Source organism: Krasilnikovia sp. M28-CT-15 (genome assembly GCF_047159595.1).
Classification (GTDB): domain Bacteria; phylum Actinomycetota; class Actinomycetes; order Mycobacteriales; family Micromonosporaceae; genus Actinoplanes.
In genome coordinates this window covers 4,859,548-4,877,637 of record NZ_BAAGAK010000001.1, presented here as the reverse complement: position 1 = coordinate 4,877,637, position 18,090 = coordinate 4,859,548, and the positions used below count along the sequence as shown (strand labels likewise).

Annotated in this window: 16 protein-coding genes; 10 read left to right on the top strand and 6 right to left on the bottom strand. The window is 71.9% G+C overall.

The features are described from left to right. Positions 1–3 precede the first annotated feature (3 nt). The 5 genes from hypF to ACMCNO_RS22200 all read left to right on the top strand — a co-directional run bounded on the left by hypF (position 4) and on the right by ACMCNO_RS22200 (position 7,658). Positions 4–2,373, top strand: a complete 2,370-nt coding sequence (gene hypF / locus ACMCNO_RS22220; RefSeq protein WP_412751394.1) for a carbamoyltransferase HypF — start codon at positions 4–6, stop codon at positions 2,371–2,373. Positions 2,374–2,378: 5 nt separating this feature from the next. After that, the gene (locus tag ACMCNO_RS22215; protein ID WP_412751393.1) at positions 2,379–2,651 is read left to right on the top strand and encodes a HypC/HybG/HupF family hydrogenase formation chaperone; all 273 of its coding nucleotides are present in this window, start codon (positions 2,379–2,381) and stop codon (positions 2,649–2,651) included. After that, the gene (hypD, locus tag ACMCNO_RS22210) at positions 2,648–3,778 is read left to right on the top strand and encodes a hydrogenase formation protein HypD (protein ID WP_412751392.1); all 1,131 of its coding nucleotides are present in this window, start codon (positions 2,648–2,650) and stop codon (positions 3,776–3,778) included. The genes ACMCNO_RS22215 and hypD overlap by 4 nt, the downstream gene beginning before the upstream one ends. After that, entirely contained in the window at positions 3,775–4,836 is a 1,062-nt protein-coding gene (gene hypE, locus ACMCNO_RS22205; protein ID WP_412751391.1) for a hydrogenase expression/formation protein HypE, read from the top strand. Before hypD ends, hypE begins: the two co-directional genes overlap by 4 nt. 128 nt (positions 4,837–4,964) lie before the next feature. After that, positions 4,965–7,658 (top strand): GNAT family N-acetyltransferase, encoded by a 2,694-nt coding sequence (locus tag ACMCNO_RS22200; protein WP_412751390.1) that lies wholly within the window; start codon positions 4,965–4,967, stop codon positions 7,656–7,658. 90 nt (positions 7,659–7,748) lie between these two features. Here the strand turns inward: ACMCNO_RS22200 and ACMCNO_RS22195 are convergent, their stop codons facing one another. Next, complete coding sequence (locus ACMCNO_RS22195; protein WP_412751389.1) at positions 7,749–8,222, bottom strand: nitroreductase/quinone reductase family protein; 474 nt, start codon at positions 8,220–8,222, stop codon at positions 7,749–7,751. A gap of 162 nt (positions 8,223–8,384) precedes the next feature. Between ACMCNO_RS22195 and ACMCNO_RS22190 the strand changes: the two genes are divergently transcribed. Both ACMCNO_RS22190 and ACMCNO_RS22185 read left to right on the top strand, forming a co-directional pair. Further along, positions 8,385–8,591, top strand: a complete 207-nt coding sequence (locus ACMCNO_RS22190) for a hypothetical protein (protein WP_412751388.1) — start codon at positions 8,385–8,387, stop codon at positions 8,589–8,591. A 13-nt stretch (positions 8,592–8,604) separates the two neighbouring features. Then, the gene (locus ACMCNO_RS22185; RefSeq protein ID WP_412751387.1) at positions 8,605–9,072 is read left to right on the top strand and encodes a Crp/Fnr family transcriptional regulator; all 468 of its coding nucleotides are present in this window, start codon (positions 8,605–8,607) and stop codon (positions 9,070–9,072) included. 199 nt (positions 9,073–9,271) lie between these two features. Here the strand turns inward: ACMCNO_RS22185 and ACMCNO_RS22180 are convergent, their stop codons facing one another. After that, the gene (locus tag ACMCNO_RS22180; RefSeq protein ID WP_412751386.1) at positions 9,272–9,838 is read right to left on the bottom strand and encodes a hypothetical protein; all 567 of its coding nucleotides are present in this window, start codon (positions 9,836–9,838) and stop codon (positions 9,272–9,274) included. Positions 9,839–10,144: 306 nt separating this feature from the next. Between ACMCNO_RS22180 and ACMCNO_RS22175 the strand changes: the two genes are divergently transcribed. Together ACMCNO_RS22175 and ACMCNO_RS22170 are read left to right on the top strand one after the other, a co-directional pair. Continuing rightward, positions 10,145–11,167 carry an Acg family FMN-binding oxidoreductase gene (locus ACMCNO_RS22175; RefSeq protein WP_412751385.1) on the top strand — a complete coding sequence of 341 codons (1,023 nt, stop codon included), beginning with the start codon at positions 10,145–10,147 and terminating at the stop codon, positions 11,165–11,167. A 1,077-nt stretch (positions 11,168–12,244) separates the two neighbouring features. Next, positions 12,245–13,378 carry a PQQ-binding-like beta-propeller repeat protein gene (locus ACMCNO_RS22170; protein ID WP_412751384.1) on the top strand — a complete coding sequence of 378 codons (1,134 nt, stop codon included), beginning with the start codon at positions 12,245–12,247 and terminating at the stop codon, positions 13,376–13,378. A 325-nt stretch (positions 13,379–13,703) separates the two neighbouring features. Here the strand turns inward: ACMCNO_RS22170 and ACMCNO_RS22165 are convergent, their stop codons facing one another. From ACMCNO_RS22165 to ACMCNO_RS22155, 3 genes are all read right to left on the bottom strand, one after another. After that, positions 13,704–14,897 carry a PQQ-binding-like beta-propeller repeat protein gene (locus ACMCNO_RS22165; RefSeq protein ID WP_412751383.1) on the bottom strand — a complete coding sequence of 398 codons (1,194 nt, stop codon included), beginning with the start codon at positions 14,895–14,897 and terminating at the stop codon, positions 13,704–13,706. Positions 14,898–15,023: 126 nt separating this feature from the next. Next, positions 15,024–15,497 carry a hypothetical protein gene (locus tag ACMCNO_RS22160; RefSeq protein ID WP_412751382.1) on the bottom strand — a complete coding sequence of 158 codons (474 nt, stop codon included), beginning with the start codon at positions 15,495–15,497 and terminating at the stop codon, positions 15,024–15,026. A gap of 383 nt (positions 15,498–15,880) precedes the next feature. Continuing rightward, positions 15,881–16,225 (bottom strand): hypothetical protein, encoded by a 345-nt coding sequence (locus ACMCNO_RS22155; protein WP_412751381.1) that lies wholly within the window; start codon positions 16,223–16,225, stop codon positions 15,881–15,883. Between the two features lie 313 nt (positions 16,226–16,538). On the opposite strand from ACMCNO_RS22155, the gene ACMCNO_RS22150 reads away from it, so the two are divergent. Then, positions 16,539–17,465 (top strand): universal stress protein, encoded by a 927-nt coding sequence (locus tag ACMCNO_RS22150; protein ID WP_412751380.1) that lies wholly within the window; start codon positions 16,539–16,541, stop codon positions 17,463–17,465. 78 nt (positions 17,466–17,543) lie between these two features. Here ACMCNO_RS22150 and ACMCNO_RS22145 read toward each other — a convergent pair whose 3' ends face one another. After that, entirely contained in the window at positions 17,544–17,687 is a 144-nt protein-coding gene (locus ACMCNO_RS22145; RefSeq protein WP_412751379.1) for a hypothetical protein, read from the bottom strand. Positions 17,688–18,090 lie beyond the last annotated feature (403 nt).

Below are 18,090 nucleotides of genomic sequence, written 5' to 3'. Positions count from 1 at the left end.
ACGATGACGGCGACGCAACCAGCCGCGCCCGCCTCGGGCGTCTGGTCGATCCGGGTCCGGGGCACCGTCCAGGCGGTCGGCTTCCGCCCGTTCGTCCACCGGCTGGCGACCGGGCTCGGACTCGACGGCACCGTCCGCAACGTCGCCGGGGACGTGGTGATCGACGTCGCCGGCCCGGCGGAGGCGGTCACGGCGCTGGCCCGGGGGCTGCGCGAGCAGGCCCCGCCACACGCGGTCGTGTCCGAGGTCATCGTCGAGCCGGTGGACGGGGCGTGGGTGCCGCCCGGCACCGGATTCACGGTCACCCGCAGCGCGGCCGGTCCGGCGGACACCACGAGCTTCGCCGGGCTGCCCGCCGACCTGGCGACGTGCGACGACTGTCTGCGGGAGCTGTTCGATCCGGCCGACCGCCGATACCGGTACCCGTTCCTCAACTGCACCGCCTGCGGCCCCCGGGCCACCATCATCGACGGGCTGCCGTACGACCGGGCGCGCACCGCGATGGCCGTCTTCCGGATGTGTGCCCGGTGCGCCGCCGAATACGCGGACCCCGGCGACCGCCGGTTCCACGCCGAACCGGTCGCCTGCCCGGACTGCGGGCCGCGCCTGCGCTGGCGAACCCCGGACGGCCGGGGCGGCGGCCCGGAGGTCGTGGGTGACGAGGCACTCGGCGCTGCCACGGCCGCCATCGCCGGTGGCGCGGTTGTCGCGGTCAAAGGCCTGGGCGGGTATCAGCTCGTCTGCGACGCCACCAACGCCGGTGCGGTCGACACCCTCCGCGGCCGCAAACACCGACCGCGCAAACCGTTCGCGGTCATGGTCACCGACGTCGATGCGGCAGCCGCGCTCGGCCGGCTCGGCCCGGCGGACCTTGCGCTGCTCACTTCGCCGGCCCGCCCGATCGTGCTCGTGACAGCCCAGCCGGGCCGTGCTCTGGCCCCCGCGCCGGGCCGTTCGCTCGCTGCAGGGGTGCACCCCGGCACGGACCAGGTGGGGCTGTTCCTGCCGTACACGCCGCTGCACCACCTGCTGCTGCGCGCGCTGGCCCGTCCGCTCGTGGTGACCAGCGGCAACTCCTCCGACGAGCCGATCGCGATCGACGACACCGACGCGCACACCCGGCTGGCGCCGATCGCCGACGGATTCCTGGAACACGACCGGCCGATCCGGACCCGCTACGACGACTCCGTGGTCCGCACGGTCGGCCCGCGACGCACCACGATCCGCCGGGCACGCGGCTACGCCCCCGAACCTTTTCCGCTTCCAGTCCCCGCCGCCCGGCCGATACTCGCGGTCGGCGCGCAGCTCAAGCACACGTTCACCCTCGCCCGCGGCGACCGGGCGCTGGTCGGCCCGCACGGCGGCGACCTCGCCGACGCCGACGCCCTGGCCGCGTTCCACACCGGCCTCGCCCACCTGTCCCGGCTGCACCGGTTCACCCCTGACCTGCTCGCCCACGACCTGCACCCGGGCTACCTGTCCACCCGGTACGCGCTGGACACCGCCCCGCAGCGCCGCCGCGTCGCGGTGCAGCACCACCACGCGCACGTGGTGTCGTGCGCGGCCGAGAACCGGGTGCCCGCACCATTCCTCGGCGTCGCGTACGACGGGCTCGGCCTCGGCCCGGACGGCACCCTGTGGGGCGGTGAGCTGATGCTGGCCTCGTACACCGGTTTCCGGCGGCTGGGCCGATTCGGCACCGCGCCGCTGCCCGGCGGTGAGGCGGCGGTGCGCCGCCCGGCCCGGATGGCCCTCGGGTACCTGCTCGGCGGGGAGTTCCCGGTCGCGCCGGACGCGGCGGCGGGCTTCCTCGACAGGCTGGCGCCCACCGAGCGGGACACGATCGGCCGGATGGTGGTCCGCGGGGTCAACTGCCCCCGGGCCTCCAGCGCCGGGCGGCTCTTCGACGCGGTGTCCAGCCTGCTCGGCCTCTGCGACGACGCGAGCTACGAGGGGGAGGCCGCGGTCGTGCTGGAGGCCGCCGCGGGCACCGCGCCGACCGCGCTCGCGCTGCCGTGGCGGCTGGCCGAGGTGGACGGACTGTGGGTGTTCGACTGGGGCGGCACGCTGACGGAGCTGTTGCGGCGGGCCGCGTCGGGTGAGCCCGTGACCGAGCTGGCCGCCGCGTTTCACGCCACGATCGTGGCGGTGACCGTGGAGGCGTGTGCGCGGGCAGCGGAGCGTACCGGGATCCGGCAGGTGTGCCTGTCCGGCGGCTGCCTGCAGAACCGTCTTCTGGCGGCGGGCCTGCTGGCCGGGCTGGCGGCGGCCGGGCTGCTCGGCCACCTGAACGTCGACGTCCCCGCCAACGACGGCGGGATCAGCTACGGCCAGGCCGTGGTGGCCGCCGCACGCAACGACAAGGAGGGCTGATCCGGGTGTGCCTCGGAATTCCCGGCCAGGTCATCGACCTGGCCGACACCGACGGGCTGCTCATGGGCACGGTCGACTTCGGTGGCATCCGCAAGGACGTCTGCCTGGCCTACGTGCCGGACGTGCAGCTCGGCGAGTACGTGATCGTCCACGTCGGTTTCGCGATCACGAAGGTGGACCGGCAGGAGGCCGAACGCACCCTGGAGGTGCTGCGCGCGATGGGCGACGCGGTCCGCGACGAGCTCGGTGAGCCGCTACCGAAGCGGGGTGCGGCGTGAAGTACCTCGACGAGTACCGCGATCCGCAGCTCGCGAGGCTGCTCATCGACGAGTTGCACCGCACCGCGACCCGGCCGTGGACCCTGATGGAGGTGTGCGGCGGCCAGACCCACACGATCGTGCGGCAGGGCATCGACGAGGTGCTGCCCGCCGGCATCCGCATGATCCACGGGCCGGGTTGCCCGGTGTGCGTCACCCCGCTGGAGACCCTCGACCGGGCGATGGCCATCGCCGCGCGGCCGGAGGTCACGTTCACCAGCTTCGGCGACATGCTGCGGGTGCCCGGCTCGCACACCGACCTGCTGGCACTCAAGGCGCGCGGCGCGGACGTCCGGGTGGTGTACTCCCCGATGGACGCGGTCACCCTGGCTCAACAGCGGCCGGACCGGCAGGTGGTGTTCCTGGCCGTCGGCTTCGAGACCACCGCGCCCGCCAACGCGATGGCCGTGCTGCGCGCCGCCGCCCTCGGCCTGCCCAACTTCAGCTTGCTGGTCAGCCACGTGCTCGTGCCCCCGGCCATGACGGCCATCCTGGAATCCGCGGCCTGCGAGGTCCAGGGGTTCCTCGCCGCCGGGCACGTCTGCACCGTCATGGGCTGGACCGAGTACGAGCCACTCGCCACCCGCTACCGGGTGCCGATCGTGGTCACCGGCTTCGAACCCCTGGACCTGCTGGAGGGCATCCTGATGGCGGTACGCCAACTCGAACAGGGCCGCGTCGAAGTGGAGAACCAGTACGCCCGGGCGGTGCACCGCACCGGCAACGCGCCCGCCCAGGACGCGATCCGCCGGGTCTTCCGGATCACCGACCGCGCCTGGCGCGGCATCGGCACGATCCCGTCCAGCGGACTCGAACTCGCCGAGAAGTACGCCTCCTTCGACGCCGCCCGCCGCTTCGACGTCGGGCGGCTCACCACGGTCGAGGACCCGAGCTGCATCGCCGGCGAGATCCTCACCGGCCAGCGCAACCCGACCGACTGCCCCGCGTACGGCAGCCGGTGCACCCCACGGTCGCCGCTGGGCGCGCCGATGGTGTCCAGCGAGGGCACCTGCGCCGCCTTCTACACGGCGGGCCGCCGCGCGGCGCCCGCCGGTGGGGTGCCGGTCGCCGACGGAGCGACCCGGTGACCGGCCCGGACCCGCTGGCCGGCGCGTGCCCGGTGCCGCTGGTCGAGACGGAACGCGTGTTGCTGGGCCACGGCTCCGGCGGGCAGCTCTCGGCCGCCCTGATCAGCGAGGTGCTGGTGCCCGCCCTGGGTTCGGCCGCCCCGGCGGGGGCGTTGGAGGACGCCGCCGTGGTCACGGTGGACGGCGTCGACATCGTGGTCAGCACTGATGCGTACGTGGTCAGCCCGCTGTTCTTCCCCGGCGGCGACATCGGCTCCCTCGCCGTGCACGGCACGGTCAACGACCTCGCCATGCGGGCGGCCCTGCCGGTGGCGCTGGCCGTGGCGTACGTGGTGGAGGAGGGCTTCCCCCTGGACCGGCTGCGCCGGGTGGCCGCGTCCGTCGGCGCGGCTGCCCGAGCGGCGGGCGTGCCGGTGGTCACCGGTGACACCAAGGTGGTCGGCAAGGGCGCCGCCGACGGGCTGTTCGTCACCTCCACCGGTGTCGGACGCCGCCTACCCGGGGTGGCGCCGTCGGCGACCGGCGCCGCGCCCGGCGACGCGGTGTTGCTGTCCGGCCCGATCGGCCGGCACGGCGTCACGATCCTCAGCGTGCGCGAGGGACTCGGATTCGACACCGACATCTGCTCGGACACCCAGCCCTTGCACCGCCTGGTCGAGGCCATGGTGGCCGCCGGCGGCACAGCCGTGCACGCGCTGCGTGACCCCACCCGTGGCGGCATCGCCTCCGCGCTGGGGGAGATCGCCGCCGCCTCCGGCGTCGGCGTCGAGATCGACGAGGGCTCCCTGCCGGTGCCCGGCCCGGTGCAGGCCGCCTGCGAGATGCTCGGCCTCGACCCGGCGCACGTCGCCAACGAGGGCTGCCTGGTCGCGTTCGTCGCACCCGAACGGGCCGACACGGTACTGGCCGCCATGCGGGCCCGGCCGGAGGGCCGCGATGCGGTCCGCATCGGCACCGTTCGCGAGGCCGATCCCGGCCGGGTCGTCGTCCGCACCGCCGTGGGCTCCCGACGGGTCCTCGACATGCTCGTCGGCGAGCAACTGCCCCGCATCTGCTGAATGCCGCCCGCACCGGACCTGGGACTTCGACGGTTGACCTAAGGGTGGATCTCCAGGGCCGGACGGCCCTGTCCCGGGCCTGCCGGCCTCGGGTTGCCTGGGGGAGCAAGCTTCGAGGAGGGTCACCCATGACCGATATCGCCGCGCCCGCGCGGGATGTGGACGCCGTCGACGCACTCACCGCCGACGGGGGCATCGTACGGATCCGTCCGGTGACGCCGGATGACGCGTCGGCACTGGCGCGGCTGCACGCCGGGGCGTCGCCGGCCAGCCTGCAGCTGCGGTTCTTCGCCGCACCGGCCGCGCACGCCATCGACGCCGAGGTGCAGCGGCTCTGCCGTCCGCCCGCCGACGGGCACCGGGCGATCGCCGCCGTCCTGGCGGGCCGGATCGTCGGGGTGGCCTCCTACGAACGCCTCGATGACCGGCGCGGTGAGTTCGCCATCTTCGTCGACGACGCGCAGCACGGGCGAGGTATCGGCACACTGCTGCTCGAGCACCTGGCCGCCACCGCCCGCCGGTGCGGCCTCACGGAACTTCTCGGTGAGGTCCTGCCCGGCAACAGCGTCATGCTGCGCGTCGCCCGCGACCTGGGCACCGGCGTCCGCTCGACATGGCACGACGGCGTGGTCGACATCGCCGTCCCCACCGACGACGTGGCCGCGCAACAGGCGATCGCCGACCGCGAACGCCATGCGGAACGCGCCTCGCTGCGCCCACTGCTGCAACCGGCCTCGGTGGCGGTCGTCGGCGCCGGGCGGGCCGGCGGCGTGGGCCACGAGACACTGCGGGCGCTGCAGGAGTACGGCTTCACCGGAGCCCGGTACGTCGTCAATCCCCACGCTGAGACGGTCGCCGGTCTCCCGTCGTACCCGTCGCTGGCGGCGCTGCCCACCCCAGTGGACCTTGTGGTGGTCGCGGTGCCCGCCGAGGCGGTCGCCGGGGTCGTGGCCGACGCGGCGGCCGCCGGGGCCCGGGCCGCGGTGATTCTCAGCGCGGGCTTCGGTGAGAGCGACGCGGCGGGCCGTGCCCGGCAGGCCCAATTGGTCGGTCTCGCCCGCGAGCACGGCATCCGGCTGGTCGGACCGAACTGCCTCGGCGTCATCAACACCGACCCGGCCGTGCACCTGAACGCCAGCTTCGCACCGTTCGCCCCACCGGCGGGCGGGCTGGCCGTGGCGGCGCAGTCCGGGGCGGTCGCCATCGCGCTGATCGAGCACGCCGCTCGCACCGGCTGCGGGCTCTCGACCGTCGTGTCCCTCGGCAACAAGGCCGACGTCAGCGGCAACGACCTGATCGCGTACTGGTTCGACGACCCCGCCACCACCGCCGTCGCGCTGTACCTGGAGTCGTTCGGCAACCCGCGCAAGTTCGGACGGCTCGTCCGGGCGCTGGCCCGCCGCAAGCCCGTCCTCGCGGTCAAGAGCGGCCGATCGGCGGCCGGACGGCGCGCGGGTGCCTCGCACACCGCCGCGGCCGCCGCCCCCGACGTCACCGTCGACGCACTCTTCGCCCAGGCCGGGGTGATCCGCGCGGACACCCTGGGGGACCTGCTCGACGCGGCCCGGCTCCTCACCGGCCAGCCGCTGCCGGCCGGCGACCGGCTCGCCGTCATCGGCAACGCGGGCGGGCTCAACGTCCTGGCCGCAGACGCCGCCGAAGCCTGCGGGATGCGGGTGCCACCGCCCAGCGCGGCGCTGCGGGAGCGGCTGATCGCGGCAGCGCCGGGCGCCGCAGGACACGACAACCCCCTCGACCTCGGCGCCGGCACCACCGCCGAGGACTTCGCCGCGGCCGTGCGCGCTCTCGCCGGCAGCGGCGAGGTGGACGCACTGCTGCTGGTCCTCATCGCGACCCGGGCCAACGACGTGCCCGCCACGCTGGCCGCCCTGGGCGCGGTCGTCGACGACTATCCGGCACTGGCCGTCGCCGCGGTCGTCATGGGTGCCCCCGGCAGCGCCCCGACACTCGGCGAACGGCGGGCGGCCGTGTTCGACCTGCCGGAACGGGCCGCGCGGGCACTCGGCCACGCCACCCGGTACGCGTCGTGGCGCCGGGAGCCGCTCGGCGCCTGGCCGGACCTGTCCGGCCTGGACCCGCGGGCCGCCCGGGCCGCCGTCGCCGACGGGCTGGCCGCGGGTGGTGGCTGGCAGCCGTACGCGCGCGTGGCGGAGATCCTCACCGCCTACGGCATCGCGCTGGCCCCTGCGGCGACCGTGTCCGACGCTGAAGCCGCCGTGGCCGCCGCGCAACGGTTCGGCTATCCGGTGGTGCTCAAATGCGCCGATCCCGAGCTGGTGCACAAGAGCGACACCGGCGGGGTCCGGCTGGATCTCGCCGACGCCGAGCAGGTGCGGGCGGCGTTCCCGCAGGTGAGCGCCGCCGGCCGGGCCGGTCAGGGCGCGCTGGTGCAGCCGATGCTGGCCGGTGGCGTCGAGCTGAGCAGCGGCATCGTCCACGACCCGCGATTCGGTTCGCTGGTCATGGCCGGGCTCGGCGGCGTGCACACCGACCTGTTTGGCGACCGGGTGTTCCGGCTGGTCCCCATGACCGACCTGGACGCCGGCCGGATGTGGCGCGCGCTGCGCGCGGCGCCGATGCTGACCGGGTATCGCGGCGCGCCTCCGGTGGACACCGCCGCGGTGGAGGATCTGCTGCTGCGGGTGGGACGGCTCGCCGAAGAACTGCCCGAGGTGGCGGAACTCGACCTCAACCCGGTCGTGGCCCGCCCGGACGGTGTCGTCGTGGTCGACGCCAAGCTACGTCTGCAGGCCGTCACCGGCGAGCCCGACCCGATCCTGCGCGACCTACGCCGCCCCTGAACCCTGGCCGAACACGCGGCACGCCGGTGCGTGCCGACGTGCCGGGTGGCCTGCGGTCAGACGTCGACCGCGTGGTCTGCCGGACCACCCCTACCGAGGGGTGAGGACGACGGTGGCCAGGTGGTATTCGTGGACGGCCTCCTCGAGCTGCGACACGGTCGGAATCCGGCCGGGCTCGGTCGTCAGACCGGTCTGGCGGCGCGTGCCCTTCCATCCGATCTTCTCGGTCATTCGCTGCAGGGTGGCGGCCACGGATGCGGGTGCGTCGTCGAGGTCGGCGTGCATCGTGCGCCGGTGACCGGCATGGGTTACCTCGATGTCGGTGCCGCCGCGGAGATTGGCCCGCCAGCTGTGTTGGGTGACGACGATGAGGCGGCCATCGAGCTCGACGTACCCGACGGGGATGTCGTAGCGATGGCCTGTTTTGCGCCCGGTGATGTGGAGGATGAGCAGTGCGTCGTCCATGGCGCCGTGCAGCGGGGACCTCAGCGCGGCGCGGACCACGGGGTTCAGCAGGTTGATGAGGCGTTGCGGAGGAAGTCTGCGACCGATGGTGGTGGCCATCGTGATCACCGTCCTGCCGGTCACGGGGCGGGCCCGTTCCCGCCTCTTACTTTCGAGCCTCTCCCGCCGGGCGATCGGGCGGTGGAGTCCGCGGTCCTGACGTCGGCGGGCCGGACGCCACGTTCTGTATGTCGTTCGCCTCTGCCCCGCGAGGGGCACGCCGTGGCGCGATGGAATGGAGTGCTGATTGTCGGCGGCGGCCGCTGCACTCAGCTCAGCTGTGCGGCCGTCATCGCGTTCTACCTCGGCCTGTGGTTGTTCGGCTGGATCGAAACGGCGTGGTCCATCGCCATGATCCCGACGATGGTGCTGCGGGCGGAACGGCGCAGCGCACCCCCGGGCGACCGCCGCCTGATCCATGATCATTGAAGGGAGGCAACCCATGACCCAGACGACGCTGGCCCTCCTGATGGAGCATCCGTTCCTCGCCGGCATGGCGACGACCTGGCTTGAACGGCTGTCGTCGTACGGCCATCCGGCATACCGGCCGCCCGGCTTTCGGCTGTTCCACGAGGACCGGCCCGCTGACCGTTTCTGGCTTCTGCGTTCCGGCCGGGTCGCCCTCGACATCCACGTGGCCGGCCGCGGCGACGTGGTGATCGAGACCATCAGCGCCGGCAGCGTCGTCGGTTGGTCATGGTTGTTCCCGCCTTACCGATGGCATTTCGGCGCGGTCGCGACCGAGCCGATGCACGCCGTCGAGTTCGGGGCCGCCGGTGTCCGGCGGCTGCGGGACGAGGACGCAGAACTGGCTCGCGACCTTGACCAACGGTTCATGATGATCATGCTGGATCGGCTTCAGGCGGCCCGGGGCCGGCTGGCCGAACTGTACGGCTACCCGCCGAGCTGATCCCGGTCTCGGCGGTCACCACGCGCGACCCCGCTGCTGCGGGTCCCGCCGCGGCGCGGTACGGCCCGTCTGTGCACGACACCCAGCCATGGGCAATGGGCGGTGCTCCCGGACCGGCTGGACCTGAGCGCACGGCGCGACCGGTCGCACGCGCAGAACCGGGCCCCCTTCCCGGTGACCCGGTTCTGCGTGCGGTAAGTCACTTGAGGATCGGCAGCCGTTGCACCAGCGGGATCCGTGCCCACAGTTTGCCGAGGCCGAGCGCGTCGCCGGCCGCGGTCAGGGCCAGGAGGGCGAGGACGCCCGCGTAGATGAGGTGGTCGTCCATGAACGGGTTGTTCGCCGGAGGCAGGACGGCGGTCCACATCAGGACCAGCAGCAGTCCGCCTGCCGCGGCTGCGATGCGCATGCCGACGCCGAGGATGAGCGCGGTACCGATCGCCGCCAGGCCGATCATGAACAGCCAGTCCGCCCAGGCGGCGCCGGCGAAGCTGCCGTAGAAGTCCTGGAACGGTCCCGTGGCGCCCTTGCTGAGGAAGCCGGCGGTGGGGCTGCCGCCGTTGATCCAGGCCTTCGCGGGCGCGGTCTCGTGGCCGAGGCCGAACAGCTTGTCGAGGAACGCCCAGAGGAAGATCCAGCCGAGCGCGAGGCGTAGCCCGGCGAGCACGTAGCCGACGGCCTTCTGCCGCCTGCTCTCGGTGACGGGCGGCAGGACAGCCGCATTGAAGGTGCGCCGGCCTGCGCGGCGGTCGATCGTCGCGGTCATGACGTTCACGTCCTTTTCGATGTCTCGTTGGCCCCTTCATCCGATCGTCACGCCGACGCCGCGGGCAGGGCCACGAGTCCGGTTCCCGCAGGGCCTCCAGGCCCGGTGCGTCCCGGGCGGGACCTTCGCCCCTTCGGGTTGTAGCGGGGTCTTCCGGCTCTGGGCGCACCTCGGCGGATGCGATGTGATGGACGCAGAAGCTCCGACGTGGAGGGGTGGCTGTCGGCGATGGTGCGGTTCCGCGCCGCGGCAGGCGCACCCGCCCGGTCTTGCCCGTGGGCGGACCGACCGGCAAGGAGGCGACCGATGACCGAGATCTCCACCGGCCCGGACAGACCCGTCAATGCGAACCCGCACCCGTCCGGGTCGGTTCTCACCGACTGTGTAGCGGCGGCCATCCATGCCCCGTCGCTACACAACAGTCAACCCTGGCGCTTTCGCATCCGTGATGGCGTGGTCGACGTGTACGCCGACCACAGCCGACAGCTGGAGGTGCTCGACCCGCTGGGCCGAGAGCTGTTGATCAGTGTCGGCGCCGCCGTGTTCACGCTGCGCTTGGCGATCCGGCGGGAAGGTCACCTCCCGGAGCTGCGCACCTTTCCGGACGAGGCCGAGCCCGATCTCGTGGCCCGCGTGACGGCGGGACGACGCGCCGAACCCACGCCGGGTGTGGAGGCGCTCGCCGCTGCCATCGCGCACCGGCACACCAACCGGTGGCCCTTCACCCGTTCCGTCGTGCCGGCCGATGCCATCGAGCAACTCGCGGAGGCGGCGCGCTTCGAGGCTGCGACTCTCACCGTGGCCGGCGCCGCGAGCCGCACCGCGATCCTGGGTCTTGCCGAGGCGGCCGACCGCAGACTGCGGGCCCAGGGGGGCTACCGGGCGGAGCTCACCCGGTGGACATTGCCCGGTACCGGCAGGCGAGACGGCGTGCCCCCCTCGGCGATAGGGCCATGGAGTGCGATGGAGACACTGCCCATCCGTGACTTCGGCTTGCTGCAACCCCACCTGCAGCGCAGCGTGGAGCGCTTCGAGCCGTACCCGACGATCATGATCCTCGCCACCGCGGGCGATAGCCCGCGCCATTGGTTGCAGGCTGGCCAGGCGTTGCAGCGTGTCCTGTTGACCGCGACCCGGCTGCACCTGGCCACCACGCCGATCAGCCAACCCGTCGAGATTCCCGATGTCCGGGAGGCGCTGACAAATACGCGGGAGGGCAGCTGGGCTCAAATGATCCTGCGGGTGGGCTACGGCCCGCCAGCGACGGCGACACCCCGCCGTCCGCTCGCCGAGGTGCTGCTCTCGCCAGCTTCCGAACCCGGCGAGTAGCCCAGACCCCGCCATTTGCGCGGCTTCGACTCTCGGCGCGGACGACGGCCGGCGGCGGCGCCTGGAGCATCAAACGTGGCGTGCCGGGCGAATGGTGGCGAGCTGCGCCTGCTCCCCTACGGCACCTCGACCTGGTCCGAGAGCTTCCTGCAGGGCAGGCCGGGGCGTTGCTAACGGATGTGCGACCGGCCGCCAAAACGTTGATCTACTATCCCGGGTTTCTGCCCACACGAAAGGCGTGGACGAGCTTGGGATTGGTTGGCGTCCGCTACAGGTTCTCGACGTAGCCGGCGGCGACGTCCTCGATGTGCCGGGCCGGGTCGCCGTGTTCGGCGTCGTGCCAGCGGCCGATCTGCTCGCAGATTAGGTTGATCGAGCGCGGGGAGAGGCGGCCGTCGGGCGGCGTGAGCCGATCGAGGCGGCGGACAGGAACAGCGGTGGCAGGCCAACGACTTTAGGCATCGCCGCGATCGCCGGCTACACCGCGATCGGGGGTTGGACCACCCCGGACCACCCCGGACGACCGCTACCGGCGCCGTCGCCGGCCGTAACGTCGCCGACGGCGCCAAGCGTTTCGCCGGGGAGAAGATCCGCTTCCTCGCCCTCGTCCCGGGCGGGGGCCCCAGCTTCGCCGCCCTCATCGCCCAGCAGGGCCCGGCCGAACAAGACCGTTGGGCTTGGCAGCTTCACTGGCCGGCATCGGGAGTGGAGACGTGGTCCCCGACTCTGGCGGAACGTGCGGCGCTGCTGATCCCGCCCTCCTCGACTGGTGCCGGGATCCTTTCCACCGCTGCCAAAGTCCCGGCGGCCCGTATGGCCTGGGTAACCACGTGAGCTTCTTTCGCCGCTGCCCTGCATCTGGCCGAGGTCGACGCCGGGAAGTGCGGGCCATGAATGAACTGACCATTTTGAAATCGTGATAGGTGGCCTTCTGACGATCCGGACTGTCAGAAAGGAGATGATTCAGGAGCTAATATCCGTGTTGTTCGGTGTAGGTGACGATCACGGCACCGCACTTGTCGTACGGGGGACGACGTGATCAAGACACAGGGATCGCTACGACGTCGGATCGGTGCTGTGCTGACCACGGCGGTGCTGGCGATCGGGTTGGCCGGCGTGTGCGCTGCGCCCGCGCACGCGGCAGCCGGTGACTGGACCCAGCAGGGGTACAGCCCGCAACGCTCCCACTACAACCCGGACGAGCCGGCGATCAACGCCCGTACGATCAATCGTGTGCGGCTGCGCTGGTCAGTGCAGTTGAAGTCGAACGCGGAGTCGTGTTTCTGGGTGTCGCCGCCGGTGGTGACCGGTGGCCGGGTCTTCGTCAATGGTGAGGGTGGCGTCAGTGCGTACGTCGCCGGGACCGGGCGGCGGTTGTGGCATCGCCCCAGAGGTCTCACGGACATCCAGCACCTGGCCGTGGTCGGGTCGGTGCTGCTCGCCAGCGGCGCCAACTACTGCGAGCCGGGTGATGGAGCCGGCGAGCTGGTCGCTGTGGACGCCGCGACCGGACGTTTGCGCTGGCGGTGGGTCAACGATGCGCGCGTGGACACGATGCTCGTCGATCGGGGTCTTGTGGTGATCCCCGGTGCGACGGGCGCCCGGGCTTTGCGGGTTTCCGACGGGCGGCTGAGGTGGACGAAGGCCGGGTTCCGGTCCTGGGCGGTGGCCGGGGGTGGCAGGCTTCTGGGTAGTTCGGGCCGGCTGTTGAAGGCTGTTGATGTCACGACGGGGCGCACGTTGTGGAGCAGGGCCGTCTCGTGGCGTCCGCAGGCGGCCAACCCGGCCGGCGACCGGTTCTATGCGATCGACGGTTCGGGCACGCTGATCTGTGTCAGGGCCGCGAACGGGGCGGTGGTGTGGCGCGCGCGGTCAGATGACGATGACTACCACCTGGCCACTGATGGGCGGCGGGTGTATCGCACGATCATTCAGGGCGTGGAGGCGTTGGACGCGCGCACCGGCCGCAGCCTGTGGCAGGTGCAGCTGCACGGCCCCACGGGGCAACCGGTCCGTGCCGGTGGACTGGTCTACGCGCCGGTTGATGGTGGTGAGGCGGTAGGCATCCTGCATGCGGCCACCGGCCGGGTCGCGTCCACCGCCGAGCGGTTCGGCTCGCGCGAAGGCGCAGACATTGTGGTCTCCGGCGGGCGGGTCTATATCTCCGGCGGTGAGGAACAAGACCTCAGAGTGTTCGGCCTGACGTCCTGATCGTCGTTCCAGCGGCGGCGCCGACAGGGTGCGGAGCTATGCGGTGCCCCGGGCGCGGTGGCTGGGGAACAGCCAGCGTAGGTCGCAGGGGGTGGCGGTACTCAGCCGACGACGACCTCGTCATGGCGTCCCGGCGGGGCGCGCTGAACCGCCGCTACGCGCAAGGCGTGCAGCGGGTTTGGCCTGGCCTGGCCGCCCGACTGTGGCCCGGATGGGCGGCGCGATATCGACGCCGGGCACTCCGACGATGGCGGCGCCAGGTTCAACGTTGAGCTGCCTGCCGGGCCACCGGGGTAACCGCCCGGCTGTCAGTCGCTGTGCCGGGTCAGGGGCCGAACGCGCGCAGGACGCCGCCGCTGACGATGTACAGCGTGCCGTCGGCCACCACCGGCGGGTTGCCCTCGTCCTCGACGAAGTCCCCGAACCGCGTACCGGAGGTCACGACCCGCCCGGCGGTGGCGTTGAGGATGGCGAGTCCCACGCCGGCGTCGACCTTGGCGTAGACCAGCCCGGCCGCGCGTACCGGCTGGTCGGGGTCGCCTCTGAACGTCCTCGACCACAGCCGCCGTCCGGTACGGGCGTCCAGCGCCCGTATCCCGCCGCCGGCCAGCAGGTACACGCGGCGGCCGTCGGTGGCCTCCCGGAACGCGACACCGGCCGCCCGCCAGCGCACCGCACCGTTGCGCGCGTCGAGACAGATCAGGTTGTCCGCGGTGTCGGCCGCGTACACGAGGTCTCCGGCGGGGGTGGTGGTGTGGGCGAGATACCGCGGTGCCCGCTGCCACAGGGTCGCGCCGGTGGTGAGGGAGGCCGCGACCGTACCGGTCCGGTTCGTGCGGGTCAGGAAGATTCGGCCGGCGGCCGACACACCGCTGGAGGCGAGATTGGTCCGGCGCCACACCTGCCGGCCGTCGCTGACCCGGTAGGCGGTCACCGCCGCGAGGTCGGACGGGGACTCGCCGGAGACGACCGCGACCCCTCGGTCCACGACCAGCGACGCGATCGGGGGGTCGCTGACCACCCGCCAGCGTTGTACGCCGGTGACCGGGTCGAGGGCCAGCAGGGAGCCGTTGGGGTCGCTCTGGGACTGGCAGCCGGTGTTGGCCACCAGCAGCAGCCCGCCCGCCAGCGCCAGGAACGGACTCTGGTCGTCGTCGCCGGGCGCGGGCCAGCGGTGCCGCCACACCGGTCGGCCGGTCGACGCCCGGTAGGCGCCGACCCCTGTCTCGTCGCCGACGTAGACCAGCCCGTTGCCGACCACGGGCGACGTCGGTGCCGAGCAGCTTCCGGCCGCCCGGGGCAGGCTCCGCGACCAGCGCTGGTGCACCGTGCCGATGGTGGCCGCGGTGATGACCGACTCGTTCGGGTTGAAGAAGGTACGCCCGGGACCGAACGCCTGCTGGGGCCAGCCCACGGTCGCGGCGTGTGCGGGCGACGCACCGGTGAGCACCGCGCCGACGGTGACGGCGCAGGCGAGGATCCGACCGGCGACGACGCGCGCCGGGAAAGTGACAGCCATGGTCGCCTCCAACGGCGCGACGGTAGGTGCGCTCCTGCCATACCTACCGGAAATCGCCGAAGATCCACGCAGATCGGGCCCGATTCACCGGAACGGGCCAGCGCACGTACGTGCCCGACGCGGTGGCTAACGCACGGGCACCCGCGCCTTGCTCCATTCCTCCTCACCGACGACCGGCTTCTCCTCGGCAAGGGTTTCCTTGATGGCTGCGAGCGCCTGCTGAGCTTCGCGTGCGTCTTCGGCCTCGAAAACGTCGTGTCCTGCTTCTTCCGACCGGATCTTGGCTTCCTGGTAGCACGACGCGAGGCGATCCCATTGCCCGTACAACCGGAGGCGTACGCTCTTCTTCTCAGCAGGGTTCAGGTTGCCCACCAGGCCGGCAATGATGGCTGACGCTCCCGCCGAGGCGGCGGTGATCCAGGTTGGAGCGGTGACCAGAGCGGTGATCGCGGCGAGCCCCGCGAGCGCTGATGCCAGGTACACAAATGCAAGGTCAAAAGCGCCCCACTTCTCAGCTCGCGAGTGGAACCTCTTGGCTTCCTTTCTGCAATCGGCCGCGTTCAACTCATAGAGGTGACCGATTTCCATCGTTGTCGGCATGATGGCCCCTCCTTTATCAAGTTGTCGGACCCACCACCGAGTGGGCGGCCACGGCACCCAAACGTCTGAACCTTCACTCGGGCTCTCACGTTCTCAATCCGCCGTGGAGCACACGAGGGCACGGTCTCCCAGCCGACGTGCATCAACGACCGAGTCGCCATGACGCCGGACATTGGGACGCGCCGTGAATGCCCTCTGAACTAGAGGTAACTCCCTGCGTTGACCGGGCCCAAGAGGCTGGGGTCGGCGCGGCAGAGGTCATAGGGCCCGAACAAGACAGTCCGACACCGCCGCCCTTTACGTCGCCAGCCGTGACCGCCCCTCGCGACATCCCGAAACCGCTTCGTCATCGCGCCATCGAATCGGCTGGGTAATGATCGGCTTCAGGTTTCGTCGGCGGTCGCGTTGAGGGTCAGGGCCTGGCGGAGCCAGCCCAGCTCGTCGGGGTGCAGCACCACCGTGGTCCACCGGGTGGTCGCCGCGTCGGGCTCCGGTGTGTCGTCGGCGCCCTCGAAGTCGGCGGGTAGCCGCACCGCGATCCACAGGTCCTGTCCGAGTGCGGCGGCCGCGGCCCGCAGCCGTGCCACGGTCGGCTCGCCGGCCAGGCTGTGCTCGGCGCCGAGGTCGTCCAGGTCGATGCCGTGCTCGTCGTCGAAGTCGTGGGCGGTGGGCAGGCCGGCGGTGCACACCACAGCCAGGGCGGGTCGCTGTGCGGCCGGGCTGGTCAAGCCCGCGTCGACGGCGCTCCGGTTCGCGATCTGGTCGTGGGTTCCGGGATCGTTGTACGAATCCGTTAGTCGCGCAGCGCCTGCCGATTCACCCGCGACAAATCTACTTTGTCGGCAGTCCCGGACGCTCCCGGACGGCCTCGTCCAGCAAACGGCGCAAGCGCCGCGACTTGCGCCCGGCATCGGTCACCGCAGATCGGGACCTTCGCCCCTGAACGGCAGTCCCTGGCCCGGGATCCGATGGGGGAGAAGGGCGCGCCCGGATCTGGGGTGCGCCGTCCCGCGTCAGCGGGCCGACGATTGTGGAGAGAGCATGAATACGGACCCGGCCGTTCTCGTCGGTACCGACGGATCCGCCGCCGCGCAGGCCGCCGTCCGGTGGGCCGCGACCGAGGCAGTGCGCCGTAACGCCGAACTGATCATCCTGCACGCCCACGACGAGTCCTGGGCCCGACTGCCAGGGGAGCAGGGACACCAGCCTCATGCCGCGCCCGCGGTTGACACCGTCGTCGTCGACACAGCCCGCAATCACGCCGAAGCGGTCGTAGCGGACGCACGCACCGCAGTTCAGACGATCGCCCCACGGCTCGTTGTTCACACTGAGACGGTCACGGGCGATCCGGCGCTGGCTCTGCTGCGCCGTGCCACCGACGTCGGAGTGATCGTCGTCGGGCATCGCGGTCGCGGCGGCTTTACGAGCCTCATGCTGGGCTCGGTGAGCCAGCGCCTCGCCACGCACGCCCCCTGCCCCACCGTGGTCGTGCGGGGTCGGGACATGGCCCTCAGCGGTCCCGTCGTGGTGGGTGCGGACGGCTCGGCGGACGGCGACCATGTGCTGGAGGCGGCGTTCGCCGCGGCCGCCGCGCGCCGTGCCCCGCTGCTGGCGGTACACGCGTACGCGATGCCGTTGCCCGTAGTCGGCTACGGGGCGCCGCCACCCGTTCAGGTGGATCTGGACGAGCTTCAGGCGGCCGAGGAGCAGGAGCTGGAGCTATTGCTCGCGCCGTGGCGGGCGAAGTTCCCCGACGTGGCGGTTCAGACCCGGGTTACCGGTGGCGGTGCCGCGCGCCAGCTGGTCGGTGCTTCCCACTCCGCTCAACTGGTGGTCGTCGGCAACCGGGGACTTGGGGTGGTGACCGGCGTGTTGCTGGGCTCGGTGAGCCTGCAGGTGCTGCATCACGCCGACTGCCCGGTCCTGGTGTCCCGGCCGGTGGCCCCGACCCTTGCGGACCGCCGATGAGTGCCGGTGCCCTCAGACGCTTCGACCCGGGCCGTGTGACTCGACCTCCTCCGGTATGACCGCCCGGGTCCGTGCCCACTACGCGCCGATCGCAGCGATGGGTTCGTGCGTGTCGACCGGCACCATCACCAGGCTGCGGACGAACGTCGGGGCGTAGGCGGCTTGCGGAATCCGCTCGTCGCGGCGAATGTCGACAATTGTCGCCGGCGTCTGGTTGGTCATTGCCCAGCTGGTCGATGGGGAACCGTTGACCCTTCCATAGCGGTGCGATGGCGTCCTCGTCGGCGTAGAAGCACACGTTGCCGTCACGGAGTACGAACGTCGCGCTCTGTGCATCGACCAGCTGCCTCACGTGTCGGTCAGGCAATACCCATGCCTTTCGGTACGCGGTAAAGGGCCTGGCCCCGAACGGGTCTTTCGGCCCCTGTGTCCGTGTCACCTCACACATACCCTCGGGGGTATGAGGGTCCAGCCGGGAAGGCGGGTCCGTCCGGTCGGCCGTCATGGCGATGGGCCTTTGGGGTGTCCGATGCGCAAGAGGGTTCTCGTTCTGGGGTCGAATTTCGGGGGGCTCACGGCTGCGCTCGCCGTGAAGCATGAGCTGCACGGGGACGTCGATGTCATG

Bases quoted from the DNA above. Each gene is read 5' to 3' on its own strand.
- ACMCNO_RS22175 (WP_412751385.1), top strand. From the start codon at position 10,145: ATGACCGAGATCTCCACCGGCCCGGACAGACCCGTCAATGCGAACCCG.
- ACMCNO_RS22185 (WP_412751387.1), top strand. From the start codon at position 8,605: ATGACCCAGACGACGCTGGCCCTCCTGATGGAGCATCCGTTCCTCGCC.
- hypF (WP_412751394.1), top strand. From the start codon at position 4: ATGACGGCGACGCAACCAGCCGCGCCCGCCTCGGGCGTCTGGTCGATC.
- ACMCNO_RS22150 (WP_412751380.1), top strand. From the start codon at position 16,539: ATGAATACGGACCCGGCCGTTCTCGTCGGTACCGACGGATCCGCCGCC.
- ACMCNO_RS22145 (WP_412751379.1), bottom strand. From the start codon at position 17,687: ATGACCAACCAGACGCCGGCGACAATTGTCGACATTCGCCGCGACGAG.
- ACMCNO_RS22160 (WP_412751382.1), bottom strand. From the start codon at position 15,497: ATGCCGACAACGATGGAAATCGGTCACCTCTATGAGTTGAACGCGGCC.
- ACMCNO_RS22165 (WP_412751383.1), bottom strand. From the start codon at position 14,897: ATGGCTGTCACTTTCCCGGCGCGCGTCGTCGCCGGTCGGATCCTCGCC.
- ACMCNO_RS22180 (WP_412751386.1), bottom strand. From the start codon at position 9,838: ATGACCGCGACGATCGACCGCCGCGCAGGCCGGCGCACCTTCAATGCG.
- ACMCNO_RS22200 (WP_412751390.1), top strand. From the start codon at position 4,965: ATGACCGATATCGCCGCGCCCGCGCGGGATGTGGACGCCGTCGACGCA.
- ACMCNO_RS22195 (WP_412751389.1), bottom strand. From the start codon at position 8,222: ATGGCCACCACCATCGGTCGCAGACTTCCTCCGCAACGCCTCATCAAC.